Raw genomic sequence first — 26130 nt, forward strand, 5'->3', positions numbered from 1 at the left:
ATTTTAATCTTCTTTATATACAATACTGAATATGATTATCAAAATTATACGAAAAGGTTTATATTGTCTAGCAATTTAATTATAAATAAAGAGTTTGATGTATTAATAGTCGAAGATGAACCAATCTTGGCAATGGCTATAAAATTAAAATTAAAAAAATTTGGACTTAATGTAAGTAATATTGCAAGTTCTCCAAATGATGCGATTTTATATGCACAAAATAATTATCCAGATCTTGCAATTGTTGACATAAATTTAAATTCATCAAAAACAGGAATTGAAGTAGCAAATTATCTTTGGAAGAATTTTAATATTCCTATTATTTTTCTTACTTCATATTATAATGACAAAATATTAAGTGAAGCAATGGAGGCAGAGCCTTATGCTTATTTGCTTAAGCCTTGTAGAAATGAAGAGTTAAAAGTTGCAATTAATACAGCAATGCATAAGCATCAATACTTTTTTAAAAATAAAAAAGTATTTAAAAATAAAGAAAATGATTTTGTATATTTAAAAGAAAATATAAAATATAATAAAACAACTTGTGAATTATTTATTGATGATAATATTATCAAATTAACAAAAAATGAAAAAAAACTTTTTTATATATTAACAAAAGAAGCAGGGAAAGTAATAAACTTTGATACTATTTTCAATTTTATATGGAGAGAGGATGTTTATGATTTGTCTAAATTAAGATCATTAATATATAGATTGAAAAATAAATTAGGTTTTAATCCTTTTGAAAACCTATATGAAGAGGGTTATAGGGTAAATGTTATTAAAAAAAATATTTGATATATTAAGTTTAAAGCATCTATCTTTTACTTCAAAAATTATATTATCTTTTTTTGTTTTTATTATAATATTTTCAATATTTAGAGCAATACTTATTTTACCAAAGATTCAAGATAAAAATAAAAAAGAAGTCATAGATTATGTATCAAAAACTCTTCAATTAACAAAAGTACAATTTCAAGTTACTGGAAAATCATTGCAAATGCAAACTGATTTAGAGATAAAATTAAACAAAGAAAAAATTAAAAATGAATTGGAAAAAATAAATTCAAGTACTATTTTATTAGAAGATAAAAAAATATTAGATTTTTTAGATAAAAATAAAATAATAAGTAGGTGCTCTTATGGTTTAATAAATATAAATTCAAGTTATAATAGTACAAAAATATTAAATAAATGGATTGAAAAAAATATAAATGAACAAAGTAAATCCTTTAGAAATAAAACTGTATATATATACAATTACAAAATTAAAAATCAAAATAAAATAGTATCTCTTACTTGTTCTAAACAAGATTTAAATCCTAATCATTGGAGTTTTGAAAAAAATTTAAAAGAGCATATCAATACTAAGTTATTATATGATGCAAGTTTAAGTAGTTCAAAAACAGCTCTTTTTTGGCTAAATCCAAGCTTTGTGAAAAATAAAAAACAAGTTTTATATACTAAAAAAGATAAAGAAAAAAAGAGTAGATATACACTAAGTTTACTCTCAAATGTAAAAAATATTCCAACAGGTAGTTTGAGTTTAGAACAAATATTAAATTCAAAAGAGAATATCCCAATTGAACATGAAATAAATAATAAAAAAGTATTAACTTGGATAATTAAATTAAGTACTAATATAAAAGAGAATAGATACTTTTTATTAGCTCATACTATTGATAAAGAAGATATTGATAAAAAGAATAATGTGGGAGTAACTTTTTTATTAACTGAAACTTTAATTGCAGTTGGATTAAGTTTTTTTATAATTTTATTATTTATAAAAAGAATATTAAAAAATATTGAAAAAGTTACAAAAACAGCAATACAAGTAAATCAAGGAAAGAAAAATATTAGATGTAATGTAAAAGATGAAGATGACATAGGTATTTTAGGTCAAGCATTTGATTCTATGCTTGATTTTTTTGAAAATAGTATTAAAACTTTAGATAAAAAAGTTGAAGAGAAAACAAAAGAAATAACAAAATCTTTAGAAGAAAAAGAGTTACTTTTAAAAGAGATACATCATAGAGTTAAAAATAACTTAGCTTTAACAATTGGACTAATTGAGTTACAAGAAGAAGAGGTTAAAGATGAAAAAACCAAAAAAGTACTTATAGATATTCAAGAAAGAGTTTTTACAATGGAGCTTTTACATAGAAAACTTTATGAATCATCAAATATTAATGATATATTTTTCGATGAGTATGTGATTGATTTAATTGAAGTTATATCTTCTTCTTATGATATTGAAAAAAAAGTTAAAACTAATATTGTAGTAGATAAAATAAAATTAAATATAGAAAAAGCAATGCCCTGTGGTTTAGTTTTAAATGAATTAATAACAAACTCATATAAATATGCTTTTAATAATAATAATAATAATGATAATGCAAAATTAGATATTACTATAAATAAAAAGAGTAGTGATTTGATAATAATTGTAAAAGATAATGGCTGTGGTTTAAAAAAAGATTTTGATGAAATTTGTGATGATACTTTGGGATTAAAACTTGTTTTTTCAATTATAAAATATCAGTTATTTGGGCAAGTAAAATATGAATATGATAATGGTGCAAAATTTATTATAAAAATAGAAATATAGCTTATAATAAAATTTGATAGCAGAATATTTAAAATCAATATTCTGCTTTATCAAATCAAATATGATTGCTCATATTTGCACACATAAGGAGTGTAATTATACATATGAAAAAGCACGAAAAAATGATATTTCATTCATTTGTTATATATCTTTTTCTTTGCGCCTCTTTAAGCTTATTTATTTCTACTAAAATAAATCCATCAACACAATTACTAAAATCAGGATCAACATTAAAACCTAAAAACTTTACACCACCATCTTCACAAACTTCACTGTATTGTTTAAATAGTGTAGGAATAGTAACTCCCATATTATTTAAAGATGATTTTAAAATCTTGAAATCTTTTTTTCTATCATTTAATAAAAAAATCTCTTTTATATCTTGAACATTTGTAGAGTATTGATAAGTAAGTCTAGGCTCTATAATATTTTTATCTATGCCAAAGTAATGCCAATAATAAAAAATCAGCATATCTTTTGCAACTTGAGGAAAAGAGCCTGAAATAGACACAGGTCCAAACATATATTTTATATAAGGATTTTGTTTTAAATATGCACCAATTCCATACCATAAATAATCTAATGCCCTTGTCCCCCAATATTTTGGTTGCACAAAACTTCTTCCAAGTTCTATTGAATTTTTTAAATAAGGTGAAAAATCATTGTGGTATTTAAATAAACTATTTGAATAAAATCCTTTAGCTCCTAAGTTTTTATTTATAAAATCTCCATCACCAATTCTGTATGAACCTACTATTTCTAAATCATTCTCATCCCAAAGAATTATATGTCTATAATAAATATCATATTTATCAGTATCTCTTTTTTTATTTATTCCCTCACCAACTTTTCTAAAACTAAGCTCTCTTAATCTTCCTAACTCTTTTAAAACAGTTGAGTCTTCATTATAATCATATAAGTAGATTTTTTTGCCATCTTTTGTATTTCCTATTAGTTTTGCACTTTTAAGCTCTTCTATAATATCCTCTTTTTTTTGTGGGTGAGCTATTGCTTTTTGTGTAATAAAAAAAGATTTTCCTTTTTTCTTTTTTAGTGAATAAAGATGTTTTTTATATAAATTTACTAAAAATTTTTTATTTATTCCTTTTGGAATAATATGTTCACTTGGAATTATTTCTCCAATTTTAATATTTATATTTTTAGATTTGCTTTTAAACATCTCATGGGAAAGTAAAAGAGTTGAAAAGGTTTTGTTTATTATTGACATTGTATAAAAAATTTTTGAGTTTTTCCCATCAATAAAAATGGGTAAAATCGCAGCATTCGTATTTTGTGCAAAATTTAAAAAACCTTTACTCCAGTTTGGATCACTAATACCTTTTGCACTTGCTCGACTAACTTCACCTGCTGGAAAGATAATTATTGCTTCTTCTTTATTTAAAGCTTCATATGCTGCTTTGATATCACTTTTTGATTGTCTTTTTTTATAATTGTCAATTGGAATCATAAGAGGTTTTAAAGCTTCTATTCCTGCAAGGAAATCATTTGCTACGATTTTTACATCATGCCTTATATTTCCTACAAGTTTTAGTAAACAAAGTGCATCAAGACCTCCTAAAGGATGATTAGCAATAATTACAACTTTTCCACTTGTTGGAATATTTTGTAAATTATTACTAGATACAGTATAGTCAAAATCAAAATAATCTAAAACTACATCAACAAACTCAAAGCCAATTAAGTGTGAATTTTTTGTAAGAAACTCATTTATATGCTCTTCATGAACAATTTTTTTTGCAATTTTTAAAACTGAATTGCTTAAAAAGTCTCCTTTTTGCTTGATTTTTGGGAACTTTTTTAAGATTTCTTCTTCTACATTAACCATTATAATCCTTTGTAAAAGTTTATAAAAGCACAGTTACAATTAAGTTACAAAAAGTTACTTTCTTTTTTTTGAGTAAAATTATGTTAAAATCGCGGAAAATAGAAGGAAGGATTAATGAATAAATCTTTTATCTCAAATTTTTTAGCATTGTTACTAGTAGTAATAGCTTATTTAATAAATAATGATACTTTATTAATGATTGGATTATTTGCTTTTAGTGGAGCTGTTACAAATGCGATTGCTGTTCATATGTTATTTGAAAGGGTGCCTTTTTTATATGGAAGTGGCGTAGTTGAGAATAGATTTGAAGAGTTTAAAAGTGGTATTCATTCTTTAATAATGAATGAATTTTTCACAAAAGATAATTTAAATAAATTTTTTGAAGATGAAGTTGCAAGTAAAAAATCTAACTTTGATTTATCAAACATCTTATATAAGACTGATTTTACACCTGCTTTTGAGTCTTTAAAAGAAGCAGTTATGAACTCTTCATTTGGTGGAATGTTAGGAATGTTCGGTGGTGAACAAGCATTAGAACCTTTAAAAGAGTCATTTATTGAAAAACTACAAAGTTCAATTATTAGTATTTCACAAAATGAGAGTTTTCAAGAGGCTTTACATGCAAGTTTAAGTAGTAAAGATGTAAGTGAAGATATTCACGAAAAAGTTAGTAATATCGTAAATAAAAGATTAGATGAATTAACTCCTAAAATGGTAAAACAAATAGTTCAAAAGATGATTAAAGAGCATCTTGGTTGGTTAGTTGTTTGGGGAGCTGTTTTTGGTGGATTAATTGGATTTATAACAACGATTTTAGTAGGATAGAATTATGGAAGAAAAACAAGAACAAGAAGAATTAGAAGTATTAGTAGTATTAGAGTTAAAAGGTTTGCAAAATCAAGAAGTTTTTGAAAAACATGTAACAAAAGAGGGTTTTAAAATAGTTGAAGGTGAAAAATTTGCATATTCAGGTAAAAGTACTACAGGTACTTTTTCTACAAAAGCATATATTCTAGAAATCTTTAGAAAAGGACTTTTAAAAGTTGAGTTTGAAACTTGTGGAATGATTTTTCAAATTGGTGATATGCCATGGCAAGCTTATAAATTCGATAAAACTACAAATGAATTTAATGAAGTAAAGTAAATATATGAAAAATATATTTGACTTTTTTACAAAAAAAAATAATTGTCAATTATTAGTTGTAAATAATGATAAACAAGCACAAATAGCATCAGATATAGCATCTTTTTTTGGTTATGAACCTTTTGTTCTAGCAGATTTTAGAGCAAATTTCAAAGATGATTTATTGTCTTTTAGTGAAGAGTTACAAGATATTACAAAAGCTTTAAATGGTTTTTATAATTATAAGAAAAAGAATAAAATATTAATCTCTCCTATTAGAACAATATCTTTTCCCATGCCTAAAGAAAAGTGCTTTGATAGCTTTAATATTAGTTTTGCTGATACTTTAAATCTTGAAGAGTTTAAATCAAAACTTTATAATTGGGGTTATTATTTTGTAGATATAGTTACAAGTCAATCAGAAGTTTCAATTAGAGGTGATATTGTAGATATTTGTCCTTTAGGAAGTGATATAGGTTATAGAATCTCTTTATTTGATGATGAGATTGAAAGTATTAGAAAGTTTGATATTGAAGATCAAAAATCTTTTAAAGAAGAGATTGAGAGTTTTTCAATTAATCCTGCTTTTTTAGCCTTAGATGAACAGACTTTTGAAGAGTTAAATGAGGAAGTTCAAAAAGTAGAATCAGATGCATTTATAAAAGATATTCACTCTTTAGGTTTTTGGTATTTAAATGATTTAGGTGAGTATTTACCTCAAAATATGAATACTTACATAACAATTGAAGCCTTAGATGAATTAGAAGAAGTTTATGTTTTTGAAGAGAAAAGAGTTGCTAAAGAGAAGTTTTTACAAACTCCTCAAGTTACTCAATCAAGAGATTATAAAGAGATTGATGTAGCAAATATAAAAGAGTTTATTAGCTTTCATGAGGGCAAAAAAGTTACTATTATCTCTTCAACTGAAGCAAAAGTAAAAAGTTTTGATTTAGATCTTAGTGACTCTTCTATTAATTATGTAATAAAACCATATATTATTAATGTTGTTGGTGATGAACAAATAGTAATTTCATTAAACAAAGAGATTAAAAAAAGAAGAAAGAAAAGAGTAAGACTTGTACTTGATGAGCTTCAAGAGGGTGATTTTGTAGTTCATGAAAAACATGGTATTGGTAAATATCATGGTATAGAGCCTGTAACTGTAATGGGTGCAAAAAGAGATTTTGTTATTGTTATGTATGCAGGAGATGATAAACTTTTACTTCCTGTTGAAAATCTTGATTTAATAGATAGATATGTTGCTGATGGAAGTTCTTATGCAGTTGTTGATAAATTAGGTAAGGGAAGCTTTGCAAAACTAAAACAAAAAGTTAAAGATAAACTTTTTGCAATAGCAAATGATATTATAAAAATTGCTGCTACAAGAGAGCTTATAAATGGAATAAAAATTGATACAAATAAACAAATATTAAGAGATTTTCAAAAAAGCTCAGGCTTTACTTATACTAAAGATCAAGAAAGAAGTATTAGAGAAATTTTTGAGGATTTAAGTAGTGGAAAAGTAATGGATAGATTACTTTCAGGAGATGTGGGATTTGGAAAAACAGAAGTTGCAATGAATGCAATTTTAGCAACAGTTTTAGATGGCTATCAAACTGTTTTTGTTTGTCCTACAACACTACTTGCAACTCAACATTATCATAGTATCTCAAAAAGATTTAAAGAGTTTGACATTACTATAGCAAAGCTTGATAGTAAAACTACTACAAAAGAGAAAAATCATATTAAAAAAGGTTTAGAAAGTGGTGAAATAAAGTTTGTACTAGGAACTCACTCTCTTCTTGGAATAAAAACAAAAAATCTAGCTTTAGTTGTAATTGATGAAGAGCATAAGTTTGGAGTTAAACAAAAAGAGAAATTAAAAGCATTAAGAGAAGATGTTCATATTTTCTCTATGAGTGCAACTCCAATTCCAAGAACATTAAATTTAGCACTTAGTAAATTAAAAGGTATGAGTAGTTTATTAACTCCTCCAACTGAGAGACTAGGAGTTAGAACCTATGTTAAAGAGTATAGTGATAAATTAATAAAAGAGATAATTTTAAGGGAAAAAAGAAGAGGGGGACAACTTTTTTATGTTCATAATAATATCGCTTCAATTGAGGCTAAAAAAGCAGATATTGAAGAAATAGTTCCAAATATCAAAGTTGAAATCATTCACTCTAAAATAAAACCTTTAGACGCAGAAAAAATTATTGATGCTTTTGAAAATAAAGAGTTTGATGTATTATTAGCTACTTCAATTGTAGAATCAGGACTTCATTTGCCAAATGCAAACTCAATAATTATAGATGGTGCTGATAGATTTGGTATTGCTGATTTACACCAACTAAGAGGAAGAGTTGGACGAAGTGACAAAGAAGGTTTTTGTTATTATGTAGTTGAAGATAAAAAACAAATTACACAAGATGCTGTAAAAAGACTTGTAGCTTTAGAGTCAAATTCATACCTTGGAAGTGGAACTGCACTTGCCCATCAAGATTTAGAGATTAGAGGTGGTGGAAATATTGTTGGTGAAGCACAAAGTGGACATATTAAACAAATAGGATATGGACTATATTTAAAAATGCTTGAAGATGCATTAGCAACTTTAAGTGGAGAAACAAAAGAAGAGAACAAAAATGTTGATATCAAACTTGCAATTAGTGCTTATATTTCAAATGATTATATTAGTGAAGATAGAGTAAGACTAGAATTATATAGAAGATTAAGTAAAGCAAGTAGCAAAGAAGAAGTATATTCTATTGAAGAAGAGATGGAAGATAGATTTGGTAAGCCAGATATTGTTACAAAGCAGTTTTTAGAACTTATTTTAATTAAGATTTATGCAATAAATAAAGGTATAAAACAAATAAGTTCATATGAAATGAATATAACATTTGTAAAAAATGATGATACAAAACAAAGTATAAAGTCATCTTCAAAAGACGATGATGATATTATTAATGCAACTTTACAATATTTGAGAAAATAAAAAAGGTTCTTTACATTTGTAAAGAACCTTTTTAAATCAAGGAGTATATCTTTGAAAAATTTCTTGTCATAGTTAGGATTCTATGATGAAAAAACTTGCATTTTAATTTATTTGTACTCTTTTAAGAATTTAGCTGCATTTCTAAAGTCATCAGTTAAAGGTCTGTCATACTCTAAAAAATCTACAACTTTTCTAAACTCTTTATACATTTTTTCTGTCTCTGCTGATAGTTTTAAGTTAGGATTTTTTTGTAATCTTAAATCAATCGCTTGAGATGCAATTAATAACTCCATACCATAGATATGATATAAGTTGTCAATTTGTTTTCTAACTCTTTTTAATACTTCAGGAGCATTAGTTGCAATATCTTCAATATCACCTGCAACTGGTAAGTAGTTTAAAGAAATAGGATTAGCTAAAGCTTGGTTTTTAGCTGCTAAAGATACAAATGGTTTTTGCATTGCACCAAATGCATGTACAGTATTTTTTGTACCTAAAAATCTTGATAATTTTGTAAATTGAGGTTTTAATAGTTTATTTGATCTTTGTGCTGATGCTAAAGAGTTATGTGCTAATACAATAGCATTTGCTTCAAATTCAACTACCCATGGCATAGGCTCAAAGTTTGCAGTTGGAATAACAGCACCTTTGAAATCTTTTCCATTTACATATACTTTTTTCTCTTGGTATCTATCTGATTTTGATACAGCACCTATTGCTACACCTGGATTATCATCAGATGAGTTCCATTGGATTTTCATTAAATTATCTAATTTATTAATTGAAGTATCTAATGTTCCTAAAATATATGCTCCATCTCTATAACTTAATGGATCTTGTAAAGCTCTAGTTGTATCTTTTTCCCAAAGGTAACTACCCTCTAAAATTTTATTAATTTTTTTAGCAGCTCCTACATATCCAGGAAATGGTCTTAATTTTTGAGTTTCAGTATGCATTGGAGCAATATTTCCATTTAATGCTTCTAAACTTAAAGCATAAACATATTTAGAAATATTAGCTAGTTGTTTCATTTCATCAAGTGCTAGTCCTGCTAAAGCACCTGAATATGCATTTGAACTAATAATTGATAATGCATCTTTACCAAATAAAGAGATTTTTTCAACACCAGCTTTTTCAAATGCCTCTTTAGTAGGCATTTTTTTACCTTTATAATAAACATGACCCTCACCAATCATAGCAAGTCCAATGTGTCCTAAAATTGTAATATCAGCTTCACCCATAGAGCCTTGTGATGGCATAGTTGGAATAATATCTTTGTTTAAAAATGTTTTATACATATTTACAACTTTTGTTTGTACCCCAGTTCCACCAAATAGCATATTGTTTAATCTTGTAACTAAAATAGCTCTTGCTTCTTTTACTGGAATGTCTTCTCCAACACCTCCACAATGAGCATGAATCAATCCTTTGTTAAATTTGCTTGATGCATCAATAAGTGCTTGGCTTAATTTACCATTAGCATTTACCATTTTTTTATCTTTATTTAGTCCAACTCCAACAGTTAGACCATAAATTTTATGGCCACTTTCTGCTGCTTCAATTAAAACATTATGTGAAGTTTGTACTCTTTTCATGGCTTCGCTAGTGATTTTGATACTTTCACCTTTAGCTACTTGTGAAATTTTGTCACTTGACATGTGTTTTCCATCAAGAACTACTGGTGCTGCAAATGCATTAATCATCCCAAAGGCGATTAAACTTGTTTTTATTAACATTGATTTAGACATTATATATCCTTTTTTTTGTTTAGACTTTTACATCTATAATTATAGTCTATTTTATATCATCTTCCCATTCACCAACTGGCTCATGAGTTCTATCATATAAAATTTTACTTAGCTTTTTATGTCCCACATTTTTGTGGCAACTAGCACATTTTAAAGGGTCTTTGTCCGCATCTTTATATTTAGTATATAAAGTGTGCATTCTAGATGCTGCTTGACTTTGACTCTGTGTTTTTTCAATATTACTATGGCAACTTAGACAACCACTGTCAAAAACATATGATTCTCTTTTTTCTCTATGAGCTTGCCAATCCATCTCTTTTGGATCGTTTATTATTACTGATGTTACTTCTACTATTCCATTAACTCCTTTTTTAAATAGATAATTTGCCAAACTATCATGTGGTAGATGGCAAGATACACATTTAGTTTTTATTCCATGAGGATTGTTCCCACCATGTGTATCATGAGAGTATGATTCACCCATTGGATCCATCCAGCTATGACAAGATACACAAAACTTATCATCACTTGTAGCTTTAATAGCAGCATGGCCACCAAATGTAAATATTAAGCCAAGTACAATACTGGCACCTGCTACTGTTAATAAAACTTTTTTACTTTTTAGAAAATCAAAATTCATTTCACACTCCTTATGGCACTAATAATTTTTTCATAGAATCTTGAGAGTGACACATTACACAATAATTTTGTGATTCTTTATGTGATGAGTGGCATAAGTTACAATCCATTTTTGGATAGTGTGGTGATGCATGAATATTGTCATCATATCCTAAATACTCAGTTCTCTCTGCTAATGTCTTATAATCTTTATGGCATTCTAAACAATCTTTTGTTGTTAATTCTGTATAAGACTCTTTTGCTCCATCACCATGGCAATCTGCACACTCAAATCTTAATTTCCCATGATGAACTTTTATTGGATAATTCTTTTTAGAATACTCACCATTGTCAATTTGTGTTTTTACTGCAATATTAGAATCAGTGCTGTTTGCAGAAACAATAACTCCCAAAAAAGCAAATACTGCAATTGTTGCTATAATAATAATCTTTTTCATAATTGTCTCCTATACTCTTTGCTTTAATAACTTAACAGCACTTTTTGCAGCAATTCGTCCAAATACTAAACAGTCTGGAACTGCACAACTTCCTAATCTACTTGCACCATGTGGTCCACCAACAGCTTCACCTGCTGCAAATAGCCCTTCAATTACCTTGTCATCTTTTCCATATACTCTAGCTTCTGTATCAATTACAACTCCACCCATTGTATGGTGAACTTTTGGAATTGCTCTAAATGCATAGTATGGAGGTTTAGAAATATCTGGAGTTTTCCCTCTTAGTTTAAAGAATGGTTTATCCATCTCTTCATCTTTTCCATTTTTTACATATTTATTATAATCATCAACAGTTTTTTTCAATCCCTCATATGGAATTTTATAAAAGTTTGCTAACTCTTTTAATGTATCAAATTTTCTAATAACTTTTTTATGAATACCTCTGTAAACATTCTCTTTTCTTGTTCCTGTTGCTCCAACGCTATCACAAAATACAATTGGATGAGTTAATGAACCATCTGGATTTTCATGGATATTTAAAATAGCATCAGCTCTAATTTTTCTATCTGCTAACTCATTTACAAATCTTTTACCAGTTCGTGCATCAACCATAACTCCGTAAGCAAACGCAGGAATAGCAAACACAGGAGAAATACCAAATCCTTTTTCATCAGGTGACCCCCAAGGTCCAAGTTGAATCCAACCTAAATCTCTAGTTTTAACATTGTTTTTCATCATCATTCTAAGGGCATAACCAGTTGCACCATAATGATTTGTACAGTCTAAATCAGGAGTAAGTTTTGGATCTAATTTTTGTCTAAAGTTTACATCATATGCAAATCCACCAGTTGCCATTACAATACCACCATTGATTTTATAGTATTTTGTAATACCTGATTTGTTATCTTCTTCATTTGACATAGGATCAAAACTAAATTTATAGTTTTCTCTTACTTTAATACCAATAACTTTTTTACCACTTTTATTAAAGATTAAGTCATCTAAAATAACTCTTGTTCTAATAGTTGCACCACTTTTTTTAGCATAAGCTTGTAAAGGTAGTGTAATCTTACCACCTGAGTTTATTGCTGGCCATATAGTTCTTGGAACTGAGTGTCCACCAAAGTGTCCTAGATTATCTCTATAAAACACGCCTCTTTGTGTAGTAAATTTATATGCTTCATAACCATTTTTAGCAATAACTTCAACTAATTCTCTTTGGTTTAATCCAAGTCCTGCTTTAAAGATGTCTTTTACATATAATTCATGTGAATCTTTAATTCCTCTTTTTTCTTGTTGAGGTGATCCTACAAGTGAAAAAGCTCCACCATTAATTGCTGAGTTTCCTCCAAGTACTGGCATTTTATCAATCATTAATGATTTTGCACCTAAATCTATTGCTTGGCATAAAGCAGCTGATCCAGCAAAACCAGAACCGGCAACAATAACGTCCCATTCTTCATCCCACTGAATATCTTCTTCATTAGCGAATAAATTTGTTTTCATTCCCATCATAGCAATACCACTTAAAATAGTACTGTTTTTGACAAAATTTCTTCTACTAATTTTCAAAATAAACTCCTTTGTAAGTTTTGTCAAGTGCAATTATAAACAAACTACTAGGTCTAAAAAATAACTAAAATTTTCAGTTTAATATAAAAACAAAAGGTATATAATTTTTATAAATAAATAATTTAAAGAATAAAAATGAAAAAACCTTTTTTTAAAAATATAAAATTAATTTTGATATTTAGTTTTATTTTTTTAGGGCTAATTTCAAGTAACTATATGGTCAATTTGCAAATTCTTCAAGGAATGATAAAAGATCAACAAACAAATACTATAAAAAGTGCCTCAAAAAGAATAAGCAAATGGCTAGATCAAAAAATTGATAGTATGAATGTAATTAAAACATTTATTAAAAACCTAGATCATGAAACACATCCTGAATATATACAAAACTTACTATTACAAAGTAAAGAAGTTGCGAACTTTGCAAATGTTTATGTGGGATATGAAGATGATATTATATTATCTGGATTAAAATGGGATAGACCCACAAACTATAATACGATTAGAAGACCTTGGTATATTAAAACAACAAATAGAAACAGCACTACTATAACCGATCCATATTATGATGTAGGATTTAAAAAAGTTGTTGTAGCTATTTGTACGCCATTTTTAGAAAAAAATAAAAAGCAAGCAGTTGTTTGTGGAATTTTGCCTTTAAATAATATAAGAAATGAGATTTTAGATATTCCCTTACCTTATGATGGGATTGCATATTTAATGGATCGTCATGGAAAGATTTTATTGCATCCTAATAAAGAGCAAGAGTTAAGAAACTCAATGTATGGCTTATTGACTAAAGAAAGAACTACTACTGTAAATAATGAATTAAATGAGTATATTTTTTCCCATGATCATATAAAGCAATCAAATTGGTTTATCATAGCTCAACTTAATAAAAGCAGTGTTTATGAAAAAATAAATCTGCAACTTATTATAAATTTAACTATTTATGGTTTAAGTCTTTTAGGATTTATATTTTTAAATATGCTTTATACAAAAAAACAAAATATTAGTGATGAGAAGCTAAAAAAGACAGAAACATTACTTAATCATTTTATTGATTATGGTGATAGGGGTATTTTAATAGCTGATTCTAAAAATAAAATTTTATTTTTTAACTCTTTATTTACGCAATATCTTAGGTTAAATAAACTAGATATTAATGATACTTATTTAGAAGCTACTAATAATATTTTTAAAATTTATGATTCAAAAATACATACACAAATATATAAAAAGATTGCCTATGCAAAACATTTTAAAAAAAGTCAAGAGCATAGTTTTGAGTTTATTTTTAATAATGAGACATATTATTTTGAAATAACTATTCTTCCTGTATTAAGTAGTGATAAAGTTTATCAAGGACTTATGATATTATTAAAAGATGCTACGGAAAAAGAGAAAGAAAAAATTTATAAAAAAGAGCAAGAAGATATTCTTTTTCAACAAGCAAAAATGGCAGATTTAGGAGAGATGATTGCAGCTGTTTCACATCAATGGAGACAACCTTTAAACTCTTTATCAATTATGGTTGGAAACTTACTACAATTTAGACAATTTGGTCGATTATCAGATGAGATGTTTGAAGAAAACTTAAATCATTGTATGACAAATATTCACTATTTAGCCGATACAATTGAAACTTTTAGAAACTTTTATAAACCAAGTAAAAAATGTCAAAAATTTCAAGTAGATAAAGCAATTGATGAAGTTTTTTATATAATTTCTCCTCATTTTAAAACTCTTGGGATAAATTTACAAATTATAAAAGATGAAAGAGAAGATATGACTTGTTTAAATTATAAAAATGAGTTTCAACAAATAGTTGCAAATTTAATGCATAATGCAAAAGATGCTATAATAGAAGATAAAAGTTATTCAAAAACTATTGAAGTAGAGATTAAACTATTAGATAATAACTTTTATATTAGTTTCAAAGATTATGGTTGTGGTATTTCTAAAAAAATAGAAAATCAACTATTTCAATCTTTTGCAACAACAAAAAAAGATAAAGGTACAGGAAAAGGTCTTTATTTGTCAAAACTTATTGCAAAAAATAAATTAATGGGAAGTTTAACTATTAAAAATTATAGTAATCCTACTGAATTTTTAATTGTATTACCATCTCAAAAGGAAGAAAATGGTTGATTCAAAGGTACTGAATAAATTATCAAATATTCATGTTTTAATTGTAGAAGATGATGAAATGACTGCCCATGTGATTCATCAATCATTAAACTTTTATTGTAAAAAAGTTGATATTGCAAACAATGGAATTGAGGGTTTTGAACTTTATGAAAAAAATAAGCCTGATGTTGTTATTGCTGATATAAATATGCCAGAAATGAGTGGTTTAGAAATGGCAGAAGCTTTACATGGAATTTGTCCTCATTTGCCTATTATTATAATGACTTCATATGATAGTTCTGAAAATATGCTTGAAAGTATTAATCAAGGTGCATATAGTTATTTAAGAAAGCCTATAAGAATTGAAGAGTTACAAACAGCACTTTTAATGGCAACAAAAAATATCTATAACTCAAATATAAAACTAGAAGATGATTTTCATTATGATTGTAGTTCAAAGAATTTGTATGATGGGTACAAATTAATAAAACTTACAAAAACAGAAAAAGAGTTAGTTCATTTGCTCATGTCAAATATAAATAAAGTAGTTGATTTTACAACTATTGAAAGTTATGTATGGCAAGAAAAAAGTATGAGTATTGAAGCTTTAAGAATGTGTGTAAAAAAAATAAGAGCAAAAAGCTATTTGAAATTAATTGAAAGTGTTCCTGGGTATGGATATATAATCAATGAAAAAAGTAATGATTAATCATTACTTTTTGGTTTATATAAAGTAAAAGACATAGAGTTCCAACTATGTATTCCTCCTCTATACCATAAGATTTTCTCTTGTGGATAGCCTATTTTTATTAGATTATTTATAGCATAAAAAGATTGCTTACACCAAGCTCCATTACAAAATATTACTATTTGTTTTGCATCTTTAAAACTATATTTATCATCTATTTTTTTTACATTTAATTTTTTCATACTATTTTCAAATAAATCCATAAAAAACTCATCTTTTTCAAACTCATCAAAAGGAATATTTATAGCAGTTGGAATAGTTCCTAGTTTGAACCATGACTCTCTTCTTACATCTATTAGTGCATATTTTTGTGGTTCTTTTAATAGTCTATTTTTTATGAAATCTAATACTTCAAGCTCTCCAATAGTTTTAATATTTTCATTATACTTTATGGGTAAAACTACTCCTTTTGTAGTAATAAAGCTTTTTTTACATTTTGAAGAGACCTTTTTACTTGCAAAATTTTCACTCCAAAAAAGTTCTGGAACCATTCCAAACTCTATACATTCACTTGGAACTTCTCTTTCAATAATAATTTGCTTATTGTCAATATTTGCTTTTACTCCACTTATTTGAAGCATTTGAAGATTTGAAGCAAATAAAGAAAAATTAAGTATTGAAAAAAGTATTAAAACTCTCATATTTTTTCCTTTAATATAGATTTATTTAAATTCTATCCTAAGATATCTTCTGTTAAACCAAAATACCAAGCTTTTGCAGTTTGTGCTACTTCTTTGCTTATATTTGAAACTTCTGCTTTAACTTTTAGTTTATCATTTTTATATGAATATTCATGCATTATTGAAACAGCTTTTGTTTTACTAATCATAGAATAGCAAACATTTCCTGGTAGATTTGACTTGTAATCAAAAGTTTTATTATCTAATCTACTTATTAACTCTTCTGATAAAACATACGCACATGAGTTTGCCATTTGAGCTGATTTTGGAAATGGGTATTGTCCTTGTGCATCTCCTACTACATAAATGTAAGGAGAACTAATTGACCTAAAAGTTGGTTCTTGTAACTTTGCAAAGCCATTGTTAGTTTCAAGTTTTGCAAGTTGTATTAATTTATTTGCTTTATTTGGAGGAATAATATTTGCTTCTTCAAAAGAGAGTTTTTTTGTTTTATAATCAAGTTCTAACATATCAAAGCTTTCAAAAGTTATCTCTTTTTTTTCAAAATCTATATCTTTAAAATTTGTGTATGGCTTATAGTTTATATAATCTTTATAATAAGTATTAAATGCATTTAAGAATTTATTTGGTTTTGACGCAGGTTTTTCTCTTGGGTCTAATACTATAACCTTTGCTTTTATTTTATTTGATTTAAAATATTGTGCAATTAAACAAGCTCTTTCATATGGTGCTGGTGGGCATTTATATGCTCCACTTGGAATAGAGATTATAAAGTTTCCACCTTTAAAATTTTGAATCATTTTTTTTAAAGCTAAGTGTTCACTTCCTGGCTTTAATCCTGCTGGTGCTTTAAATTTACATTGTTTGATTTTTTCATTATCTTTTAAAATCTTTTCATAATCATAATCAATACCTGTTGATAAAATTAAATATTCATATTTTAAGATTTTATTATTAGACATATAAAGAAGTTTTTTATCTTTATCTATATTTATAACTTTTTCATTAATAAAATTATAGTTATATCTATTTATACTGTTGTAATAACTAAAATTTAAATCCTCATATGAAATATTCGAAATATTAGTTAACCATTGGTTTGAAAAGGGACAAGAACTAAAGCTATTATTTTGTTCTATTAAAGTGATATCTAAATTTGGTTTTAACTCTTTTAATCTTTTTACACAAGAAAGTCCAGCAAAACCAGCACCACATATTGCAATAGTAGTTTTTAAATAATTGTTATTTTTATTAAAAGAAGTATTAGCTTGTAGGTTATTAAAGTTTAAGGCTATTGTACTAAACATGGAAAATTTAAAAAAATCTCTTCTAAACATATTTTCTCCTACTTAAATATAGTAAATATATTCTATCAAAAAAAGAGGTATAAATTAATTATATTTTATATTTAAAATAAGTGAATTTTATAATATTCTCTTTGTATATAAATTAACTATGATTAAGATTTGGTTAACATGTAGTTTATAAGCTGTTAAAAACCTAAGTATATAATTTCAATATACAAATTAAAGGAGATTAAAATGAAAATTTTAACAAGTGTAATAGCAAGTACAGTTTTAGCATCAGGTCTTTTTGCATATGGTAATGGAATGCAAGGTAATTGTAATATGCAAAATAACCAAGGAAAAAATTATAATAGTGCACAAAACTATAAAGGTGGAAACTATAATTGTGTAAATAATTATCAAAATTCTAAGATGATGAAAAGAGGTTCTGGTTACTCAAAAGGTATGGGCGTATTAAAAATTGTAAGACAGTTAGATTTAACAGTTGAACAAAGAAATGATATTAGAGATATTATCTTAAAAACAAGAGCTAAAAGACAAACTATTGGTGAAGCTTTTACAAAATCAAGCTTTGATAAAGATAAATATATTAAAATAGTTACTTCTAAAAGAGAGAATATGATAAAATTAAAAGCTCAAATGATAGAAGATATTTATAATGTTTTAACAAATAAACAAAAAGAGCAATTTAAAGTATTGTTGGATTTAAGAACTAGTAGATACAAAGGATAAATTTTGATTAAAATTGCGATGGTGGAAGATGACATTCAATTAGCAGATCTTCTAACACAATATTTAAAGCAGTTTAATATAGAAGTTACAAATTTTGAAGAGCCATTTTTGGCTCTTTCAAGTTTAAGAATACATAAATATGATTTGCTTATTTTAGACTTAACACTTCCTGGAATGGATGGACTTGATGTGTGTAAAGAAGTAGTAGAAAAGTTCAATATTCCTATTATTATTTCAAGTGCAAGAAGTGATATTACAGATAAAGTTACAGCTTTACAATTAGGTGCAGATGATTATTTACCAAAGCCATATGATCCAAGAGAATTAGAAGTTCGTATAAAAACAATTCTTAGAAGATATAATCAAAACAATGAAGATGTAAAAGAGGATAAGAAAAAACTTTTTAAACTAGATATTGAAAAAAGAGAGATAACAAAAAAAGGCAAGTATATCAAATTAACAGCTGCTGAGTATGAAGTTTTATCTTTATTATTAACAAGAGAGGGATTTGTTGTAACAAGAGAAGAGATTTTTGATAATTCTGATTTACTAAATCATGATTATGAGAGTTCTGGATCTTTAGCTGTTATTATTAATAGAATTAGACAAAAAATTGAAGATAACCCAAAAGAACCTATCTATTTACAAACTATAAGAGGAATGGGGTACAAATTTTTACAATGAAAAAAGAATCAATATTTTTTACAATTACAGTAAGTTTTATAATTTCAGTTATTTTAGTAATAGCAAGTTTTACTATTTTGATGACTCATAACTATCAAAATAAAGAAGAACAACTACTTGAAAAATATATACCAATTATAAAAATGGTTTTAAGGCAGCATAATAGAGGTGTTGTTGATAAAGATTTTTTAAAAACTCTTGAAGAGATTAACTATACAATGTTTACAAGTAAAAAACAAATAAATAAAATAACATATAATCCTAAAACAAAAATATTAGTAGAAAAAAAGAATTTTAGAAACAGAACTGTATTTAGAGTATTAAAACTAAAAGATAAAAATTATATTTATATGAAAAAACACAGAAACAGTTTACTAATTAGAGATAATATTCCCCATGCAAATTTAACACAATTATATATTTTTCTTGTTTTTGGAATAGTTATTATAACTATTGTATTGATGTATTTGATAACTTTAAGAAAATTGATGCCTTTAAAAATATTAAAAGATAAAGTAAAACACTTAGGTGATGAAAATTTTGATTTTGAGTGTTGTGACACAAATAGAAAAGATGAAGTTTCCCAATTAGCTTTAGAGTTTAAAAATACAGCAACAAAACTAAAAAGTATAAAAGAAGCAAGAAATGTTTTTATTAGAAATATTATGCATGAATTAAAAACACCAATTACAAAAGGAAAGTTTTTAGTAGAGATTAAAAAAAGTGAACATACTGCTGATAATTTAAGAGAAGTATTTAATAAACTTGAATCACTAATAAATGAATTTGCTTCAATTGAAGAGCTTATCTCTTCAACTAAAAATATTGAAAAAAACTATTATTATATTGATGATATTGTTGATAATGCTATTGATATTTTAATGATTGATTATGAAAATGTAGAACAAAAATATGAAAATAAAAAAGTATTTGTAAATTATAAACTATTCTCTGTTGCAGTTAAAAATATAATTGATAATGCAATAAAATACTCAAGTGATAAAAAAGTTATTATTAAATCTGAGGGTGAAAATATAATCTTTGAAAATAAAGGAGAAATGCTCAAACATGATTTAAAATCATATTATGAACCTTTCTTTGGTTCCAATGAAAATAACTCAAACTCATTTGGCTTGGGCTTATATATTGTTTTTAATATTTTAAAAGCAAATGGATATAAATTAGAGTATGAGTATATAAATGATACTAATATATTTAAGTGTATAAAGGAAGACACATCTACGATATAGCAATTATAGGAGCTGGTGCTAGTGGCTTAATGTTGGCATCTTCTTTAAAAGATAAAAAAGTCTGTATTATTGAAGCAAATAGTAAAATTGCACAGAAAATAAAAGTAAGTGGTGGGGCAAAGTGTAATATCACTAATAGCTTAGTTACTTGTGATAATTATCTTGGTAATAAAGATTTTATTAAAAAAATATTAAGAAATTTTTCAAATGATGACTTAATTAAATTTTTAAATTCAAATGGTGTTTATCCAAAAATTAATCCAAAATTAGTAAAGGGAACATATTTTTGTAAAAGTTCACAAGATGTAATTGATATGTTTACAAAACTAACTACACATGTAAAGAAAATATTAAATACAAAAGTAGATGATGTTGATTTTAAAGATGAGGTTTTTATAATTAAAACTTCAAATACTATTATTAAAGCTAAAAAATTAGTAGTAGCTAGTGGTGGTTTATCTTATGCTTCTTTGGGTGCTAGTAGTATTGCATATGATATTGCGAAAAAATTTGGTCATGACATTTCAAAACTTGACCCAGCTTTAGTAGGTTTTACTGTCCAAAAAGAGCAGTTTTGGTTTAAAAAATTAAGTGGTTTATCAATTATGGCAAAAGTAAAAGTAGAAGATAAAAGTTTTAATGCTTCACTTTTATTTGCACATAAAGGTTGTTCAGGACCACTTATTTTAAATAGCTCACTTTATTGGAAAAAAGGAAAAATAAGTTTTGATTTTTTACCAAAACAAAACTATAAAGAGCTATTAAAATCAAATGCATTAATTAGTTCAAAACTTCCACTTCCCAAAAGGTTTGTACAAGAGTTTTTAGAATCAATTAAAGTAAAAGATAAGTCATGTAGTGCTTTAACAAAACAGGAGTTAGAAGCTTTAAGTCTAATTCATGATTATGAGTTCTCACCAGCAGGAAACTTTGGATATACAAAAGCAGAAGTTACAAAAGGTGGAATTAAAACAGAGCAAATTGATGTAAACTCTATGGAAAGTCTAAAACAAAAAAATCTTTACTTTTTAGGTGAATGCTTAGATGTAACAGGTGAACTTGGTGGATATAATTTTCAGTTTGCATTTTCAAGTGCAATAACTTGTGCTAGAAATATATAATATTTTTTAGTTTAAAAATGACTAATACAATCTAAATGTTAATTACAATACAATTTTAAAAAATTAAAATAAAGATTTTAAATGAGAATAGCGTTTATTGGTGATATTGTAGGAAGACCTGGAAGAAAAATAATAAAAGATAATTTACAAACAATAAGAAAAAAGTTTGAAATTGATTATGTAATTGCAAATGCAGAAAATGCTTCTCATGGTTTTGGCTTAACAATTAAAAATTGCGATGAGTTATTAAAGTGTGGAATAGATATTATAACAGGTGGTAACCACTCTTTTGATAAGAAAAAAGAGATGATAACTTTACTTGAAACTAAGCCTGTATTAAGACCTGATAATTATCCTTTGGGCTTAGTAGGAAGTGGTATAAAAGTAGTTGAAGTAAATGGTGAGAAATTAGCTGTTATAAATTTAATGGGACAATTTGCTATGCCAACTGTTGAGAATCCTTTTAATTGGGCAAAAAAATTAGTACAATCACTGCATGAAGAAAATGTTAAAAATATATTTGTTGATTTTCATGGGGAAGCTACAAGTGAAAAAAGAGTGATTTTTATGATGCTAAAAGGTCAAGTTAGTGCTATTTGTGGTACTCATACTCATATAAGTACAGATGATTTACAAATTGAAAGCTCAACTGCGTATTTAACTGATATTGGCTTAACAGGTTGTAGGGATAATGTAATAGGAATGGATAGTAAAGTACCTATTTTAAAAGCTACAACTGGACTTGGAGGACACTTTCAAATTCCAAATTCATGCAAATCAATTCTACAAATGATGGTAATTGATATAGATGATGGAAAAGCAATAAATGCTTTTAAAATAAAAAAACTATGCAATAAACAAGAGTTAATAATAACAGATGCAATCATTGAGTAATTCTTATGAGCTTTTAGAGTTTTTAAAAACTTTAAATCTAATAGAAAAAGAACCAAAATATTGGTGGCCAAGTAATGATGAATTTGAAATACTTGTGGGTTCAATATTAACACAAAATACAAAATGGACTAACGTAGAAAAATCTTTAAAAAACTTGAAGTCTTTAGACTATTTAAGTTTAGAAAATTTAGCAAATAGTGATATTATATTATTGACAAATGCAATTGCACCAAGTGGCTTTAAAAATCAAAAATCAAAAAGATTAAAACAACTTTGTATAAATATAATAAAAGAGTATGGCAATTTTGAGAAGTTTAAAGAATATACTAACTCTTCTTGGTTACTTTCCCAAAAAGGAATAGGGCAAGAGACAAAAGACGCAATTTTGTGTTATGCTTGTAAACAAGAGTATATGGTAGTTGATAAATATACAGCAAGACTACTTTTTCGTTTTGGATATGAATTTGACTCATATGATGATATACAGACATGGCTAGTATATGGAATTAATGAAAATTACGATAAAATAGTCAAGCTTTATGGCTATGAAATATCACTAAATGAAATTTATAGTAGGTTTCATGGCAAAATTGTCGAATTTATGAAACGCAATCCAAAGGATTAATTGATGATTATAATTCCACAAACAAAAGGTGGAGTAGGTAAGTCTACTGTTGCAATGCAAGTTATTGCTCCATACCTTTATAAAAAACATGGTAAAAAAATCAAATATATAGAAATAGATGACGAAAATAATGATAGCAGGTCTTTTACAAGAACAGAAATAGTTGAGAAGCAAATGCTTGGAACAAATAAATTATCAGATTTAGATGAACTGATTTTAATGGATGATAACCATGAAATTATAGTTGATGTTGGTGGTAACAAAACTTCATCACTTGTACTAGAAGAGATAAAAAAAGTTGGTTCTTTTGGAAATATCAAATGGATTATTCCTTTAGGTGATGGTGAACTTGATGGAAAGAATGCAATTGCTACTATGAAAAAAATAAAAAAAATAGAGAGTAATCCTGAACAAAATATGATATTTGCTTTAAATAGAGCTATTTCAATGGAACCTGATTATATTGAAGAGCAGTTTATTAACTTTTTTGGTCACAAGTATTTAGGAACTAACTCAGCACTATATGATTTTGTAAAAGATCCAAAGTACTTTCCTGTAAAAAATGATAAAATTATTACAATGAGTAGATATTTAGGAAGTACTGTATGGGAAATGGCTTATAACAATACAGATTTTGCTGCAAAAGCAATTAAAGCAAAAGAGTTAGGCGATGTTGAAAAAGCTAGAAAATATCTATTTTTTAGAAGAATTCAAACAGAAGCAAAAGATTATGTACTTGGTGTATTAAATAGAATTTTTAATGATTTAGATAGATGGATAGAAATTAAAAAATGAGTGAAATGAGCTTTAAACAAGCCAAAGAGATAGTTGAAAGGCTTGAGTTTTCTGAACTTGCACTTAGAAAATCATTTAAAGATATTAATACATCAACAAAGACTTTAACTGAATCATCAACTGAATTAGAAAAGTCTTTGGAAAAACAAAAACAAGTATTAACTCAAATACCAAAAATGAATGCAAAACTTACTGTTTTAAAATCCCTTATTATGATAAATATAGGGTTTATTATTGGTATTTTTGTGGGAAAATTTTTATTATAATTTAGGAATATAAATGGGTAAACAAGAAAAAATTGTATCAATGTTTAATGATATATCTGGAAAATATGATATTGCAAATAGAGTACTTAGTATGGGAATTGATAAAAGTTGGCGAAATAAAGCTTGTAAGTTAACATTTGATTTTTATGATAAGAGTAAAATAGAAAAAATTGCTGATGTTGCATGTGGAACTGGAGATATGATAGATTTTTGGTTAAAAATAGCAAAACAAAATGCAATTGAGATTGAGAATATTGTAGGAATTGATCCTAGTGTTGGTATGATGGATGTTGCAAAAAAGAAATTGCCAGAAGTTGAATTTATAGAAGCAGGAGCTTCTGATATGCCACTTGAAAGTGAATCAACTGATATTATTTCTATTTCCTATGGAATAAGAAATGTAGTGCAAAGACAAGAAGCATTTTATGAATTTGCAAGAGTTTTAAAGAAAAATGGTCTTGTAATAATTAGTGAATTTACAAAAAATGAAAAAACTTCACCAATTGATTATTTGACAGATTTTTATATGAATAAAATTTTGCCAACACTTGGTGGAATAATTACAAAAAATAAAGAAGCTTATACATACTTACCAAACTCTATTGATGAGTTTTTAACTACTGATAATTTATGCAAAGAGTTAAAAGAGGCTGGATTAGAGCCAATTTATACAAAAGCTTTTTCTATGAATATTTCAACACTAATAATAGCAAGAAAAGTTTAAAATAGGGCGTTGAAGCCCTATTGTAAAGAGGAAAAATGAACGCACCACTAACAGTTACAGCTTTAAATACTCAAATAAAATCACTTTTAGAAACTACTTTTTTAGAAACATATGTAGAGGGTGAAATTTCTAACCTTACTTATCATAGTTCAGGACATATTTACTTTTCAATAAAAGATGATAAATCAACAATTTCATGTGTAATGTTTAGAGGCAATACTAAATATTTGAAATTTAAACTTGAAGTTGGGCAAAAAATAAATATAAGAGGTAATCTTACTGTTTATACTCCAAGAGGAAGTTATCAATTAATTTGTTCTAGAATTGAGCCATCAGGTCAAGGAGCTTTGGCTTTAGCTTATGAGCAGTTAAAAAAGAGACTTCAAGAAAAAGGTTATTTTGATTCACAAAGAAAAAAGAGCTTACCAAAATATCCCAAAAAAATTGTGCTTGTAACTTCACCAACAGGTGCAGCAATAGAAGATATGAAAAAAGTTGCAACAAATAGATGGCCTTTAGTTGAGTTTATTTTAGTTCCTACTTTAGTACAAGGTGAAATGGCAAAAAATGATATAGTAAATTCTATTAAGTATGCAGATAGTTTAGCTTGTGATATTATGATTGTAGGTCGTGGTGGAGGAAGTATTGAGGATTTGTGGGCTTTTAATGAGGAGATAGTTGCAAATGCCATATATGAAGCAAACACACCTATAATCTCAGCTGTTGGACATGAAGTTGATTTTTTAATTTCTGATTTTGTTGCTGATGTTAGAGCTGCAACACCTTCAAATGCAATTGAAATATCTTTGCCTGATATAAATGAACATAGAATTTATTTAGATAGTTTACATAAAGAGTTTGAAAATAGATATAAAAATATTTTATATACTAAAGAGCAAAACATAATACATTTGAAAAGAATGTATGAACAAAACTCTATTGAGTCAAAGTTTAATCTTATTGCATCTGAAATAAAAATATTAAAGCAAAGCTTTGAAAATAGATTTTCAAATATTATTATCTCTTCACAAAATAGTTTAAATATGTTAAAAAACTCTTTTGAATTAAGTAATCCAAAGAACAAAGAGAAAAAGGGTTTTGTTCAATTAAGTAAAGATGAAAAAATAATTGATTTAGATAGTTTAAAAATTGATGATATTGTATCATTGCAAACACCAAAATATATAGCTACTGCTAAAATTGAGGCTATAAAAAAACAATAAAGTTTAAGTTTATAATAGATAA

The 26130-nt window shown here is 26.5% G+C and carries 24 protein-coding genes; 17 read left to right on the forward strand and 7 right to left on the reverse strand.

The window, feature by feature from the left end; genetic code table 11:
* Nucleotides 1-63: 63 nt before the first annotated feature.
* Nucleotides 64-798, forward strand: coding sequence for a response regulator (locus ACAN_RS02810; protein WP_099333902.1), 735 nt, complete (start codon nucleotides 64-66; stop codon nucleotides 796-798).
* Complete coding sequence (locus ACAN_RS02815) at nucleotides 776-2608, forward strand: histidine kinase dimerization/phosphoacceptor domain -containing protein (RefSeq protein ID WP_099333903.1); 1833 nt, start codon at nucleotides 776-778, stop codon at nucleotides 2606-2608. Before ACAN_RS02810 ends, ACAN_RS02815 begins: the two co-directional genes overlap by 23 nt.
* 130 nt (nucleotides 2609-2738) lie before the next feature.
* Here ACAN_RS02815 and olsF read toward each other — a convergent pair whose 3' ends face one another.
* The gene (gene olsF, locus ACAN_RS02820; RefSeq protein ID WP_099333904.1) at nucleotides 2739-4454 is read right to left on the reverse strand and encodes a bifunctional ornithine lipid synthase OlsF; all 1716 of its coding nucleotides are present in this window, start codon (nucleotides 4452-4454) and stop codon (nucleotides 2739-2741) included.
* A 114-nt stretch (nucleotides 4455-4568) separates the two neighbouring features.
* Between olsF and ACAN_RS02825 the strand changes: the two genes are divergently transcribed.
* Genes ACAN_RS02825 through mfd form a run of 3 tightly spaced genes read left to right on the forward strand, consistent with a single transcriptional unit; the run spans nucleotide 4569 to nucleotide 8572 of the window.
* Nucleotides 4569-5279, forward strand: coding sequence for a DUF445 domain-containing protein (locus ACAN_RS02825; protein ID WP_099333905.1), 711 nt, complete (start codon nucleotides 4569-4571; stop codon nucleotides 5277-5279).
* A gap of 4 nt (nucleotides 5280-5283) precedes the next feature.
* A complete protein-coding gene (locus tag ACAN_RS02830; protein WP_099333906.1) occupies nucleotides 5284-5598 on the forward strand; it encodes a hypothetical protein in 315 nt (104 codons plus the stop codon).
* Nucleotides 5599-5602: 4 nt separating this feature from the next.
* The gene (mfd, locus tag ACAN_RS02835; protein WP_099333907.1) at nucleotides 5603-8572 is read left to right on the forward strand and encodes a transcription-repair coupling factor; all 2970 of its coding nucleotides are present in this window, start codon (nucleotides 5603-5605) and stop codon (nucleotides 8570-8572) included.
* Between the two features lie 107 nt (nucleotides 8573-8679).
* Here the strand turns inward: mfd and ACAN_RS02840 are convergent, their stop codons facing one another.
* The 4 genes from ACAN_RS02840 to ACAN_RS02855 are packed head-to-tail and all read right to left on the reverse strand — an operon-like array spanning nucleotide 8680 to nucleotide 12968.
* Nucleotides 8680-10320 carry an HAL/PAL/TAL family ammonia-lyase gene (locus tag ACAN_RS02840; RefSeq protein ID WP_228150617.1) on the reverse strand — a complete coding sequence of 547 codons (1641 nt, stop codon included), beginning with the start codon at nucleotides 10318-10320 and terminating at the stop codon, nucleotides 8680-8682.
* 46 nt (nucleotides 10321-10366) lie between these two features.
* The gene (locus ACAN_RS02845; RefSeq protein ID WP_099311002.1) at nucleotides 10367-10960 is read right to left on the reverse strand and encodes a cytochrome c3 family protein; all 594 of its coding nucleotides are present in this window, start codon (nucleotides 10958-10960) and stop codon (nucleotides 10367-10369) included.
* Nucleotides 10961-10970: 10 nt separating this feature from the next.
* Nucleotides 10971-11396 carry a cytochrome c3 family protein gene (locus ACAN_RS02850; RefSeq protein WP_099333908.1) on the reverse strand — a complete coding sequence of 142 codons (426 nt, stop codon included), beginning with the start codon at nucleotides 11394-11396 and terminating at the stop codon, nucleotides 10971-10973.
* Nucleotides 11397-11405: 9 nt separating this feature from the next.
* Nucleotides 11406-12968, reverse strand: a complete 1563-nt coding sequence (locus tag ACAN_RS02855; protein WP_228150618.1) for a flavocytochrome c — start codon at nucleotides 12966-12968, stop codon at nucleotides 11406-11408.
* Nucleotides 12969-13103: 135 nt separating this feature from the next.
* Here ACAN_RS02855 and ACAN_RS02860 point away from each other — a divergent pair, with 135 nt between their 5' ends.
* Complete coding sequence (locus ACAN_RS02860) at nucleotides 13104-15119, forward strand: cache domain-containing protein (protein ID WP_099333909.1); 2016 nt, start codon at nucleotides 13104-13106, stop codon at nucleotides 15117-15119.
* Nucleotides 15112-15807, forward strand: coding sequence for a response regulator transcription factor (locus ACAN_RS02865; RefSeq protein WP_099333910.1), 696 nt, complete (start codon nucleotides 15112-15114; stop codon nucleotides 15805-15807). Before ACAN_RS02860 ends, ACAN_RS02865 begins: the two co-directional genes overlap by 8 nt.
* On the opposite strand, the gene ACAN_RS02870 is transcribed toward ACAN_RS02865, so the two are convergent.
* A complete protein-coding gene (locus ACAN_RS02870) occupies nucleotides 15804-16487 on the reverse strand; it encodes a rhodanese-like domain-containing protein (RefSeq protein ID WP_099333911.1) in 684 nt (227 codons plus the stop codon). The genes ACAN_RS02865 and ACAN_RS02870 overlap by 4 nt on opposite strands.
* Nucleotides 16488-16519: 32 nt before the next feature.
* Entirely contained in the window at nucleotides 16520-17824 is a 1305-nt protein-coding gene (locus ACAN_RS02875) for an FAD-dependent oxidoreductase (protein WP_099333912.1), read from the reverse strand.
* 204 nt (nucleotides 17825-18028) lie between these two features.
* Here ACAN_RS02875 and ACAN_RS02880 point away from each other — a divergent pair, with 204 nt between their 5' ends.
* From ACAN_RS02880 to xseA, 10 genes are all read left to right on the forward strand, one after another.
* Nucleotides 18029-18526, forward strand: coding sequence for a Spy/CpxP family protein refolding chaperone (locus ACAN_RS02880; RefSeq protein WP_099333913.1), 498 nt, complete (start codon nucleotides 18029-18031; stop codon nucleotides 18524-18526).
* Nucleotides 18527-18529: 3 nt separating this feature from the next.
* The gene (locus ACAN_RS02885) at nucleotides 18530-19210 is read left to right on the forward strand and encodes a response regulator transcription factor (RefSeq protein WP_079579702.1); all 681 of its coding nucleotides are present in this window, start codon (nucleotides 18530-18532) and stop codon (nucleotides 19208-19210) included.
* Nucleotides 19207-20460 carry an ArsS family sensor histidine kinase gene (locus ACAN_RS02890; protein WP_099333914.1) on the forward strand — a complete coding sequence of 418 codons (1254 nt, stop codon included), beginning with the start codon at nucleotides 19207-19209 and terminating at the stop codon, nucleotides 20458-20460. Before ACAN_RS02885 ends, ACAN_RS02890 begins: the two co-directional genes overlap by 4 nt.
* Before the next feature lie 29 nt (nucleotides 20461-20489).
* The gene (locus ACAN_RS02895; protein ID WP_196778769.1) at nucleotides 20490-21581 is read left to right on the forward strand and encodes a BaiN/RdsA family NAD(P)/FAD-dependent oxidoreductase; all 1092 of its coding nucleotides are present in this window, start codon (nucleotides 20490-20492) and stop codon (nucleotides 21579-21581) included.
* A gap of 81 nt (nucleotides 21582-21662) precedes the next feature.
* The gene (locus ACAN_RS02900; protein ID WP_079579704.1) at nucleotides 21663-22475 is read left to right on the forward strand and encodes a TIGR00282 family metallophosphoesterase; all 813 of its coding nucleotides are present in this window, start codon (nucleotides 21663-21665) and stop codon (nucleotides 22473-22475) included.
* The gene (locus tag ACAN_RS02905; protein ID WP_099333915.1) at nucleotides 22459-23100 is read left to right on the forward strand and encodes a 3-methyladenine DNA glycosylase; all 642 of its coding nucleotides are present in this window, start codon (nucleotides 22459-22461) and stop codon (nucleotides 23098-23100) included. Before ACAN_RS02900 ends, ACAN_RS02905 begins: the two co-directional genes overlap by 17 nt.
* Nucleotides 23101-23103: 3 nt before the next feature.
* Nucleotides 23104-23895 carry a hypothetical protein gene (locus ACAN_RS02910; RefSeq protein WP_079579706.1) on the forward strand — a complete coding sequence of 264 codons (792 nt, stop codon included), beginning with the start codon at nucleotides 23104-23106 and terminating at the stop codon, nucleotides 23893-23895.
* 5 nt (nucleotides 23896-23900) lie between these two features.
* Entirely contained in the window at nucleotides 23901-24161 is a 261-nt protein-coding gene (locus tag ACAN_RS02915; RefSeq protein ID WP_228145337.1) for a hypothetical protein, read from the forward strand.
* 13 nt (nucleotides 24162-24174) lie between these two features.
* Nucleotides 24175-24885: a bifunctional demethylmenaquinone methyltransferase/2-methoxy-6-polyprenyl-1,4-benzoquinol methylase UbiE gene (gene ubiE, locus ACAN_RS02920; RefSeq protein ID WP_099333916.1), complete on the forward strand. Its 711-nt coding sequence runs from the start codon at nucleotides 24175-24177 to the stop codon at nucleotides 24883-24885.
* 35 nt (nucleotides 24886-24920) lie between these two features.
* Nucleotides 24921-26108 carry an exodeoxyribonuclease VII large subunit gene (gene xseA / locus ACAN_RS02925; protein WP_079579709.1) on the forward strand — a complete coding sequence of 396 codons (1188 nt, stop codon included), beginning with the start codon at nucleotides 24921-24923 and terminating at the stop codon, nucleotides 26106-26108.
* Nucleotides 26109-26130 lie beyond the last annotated feature (22 nt).

Source organism: Malaciobacter canalis, assembly GCF_008000835.1.
Taxonomy (GTDB): domain Bacteria; phylum Campylobacterota; class Campylobacteria; order Campylobacterales; family Arcobacteraceae; genus Malaciobacter; species Malaciobacter canalis.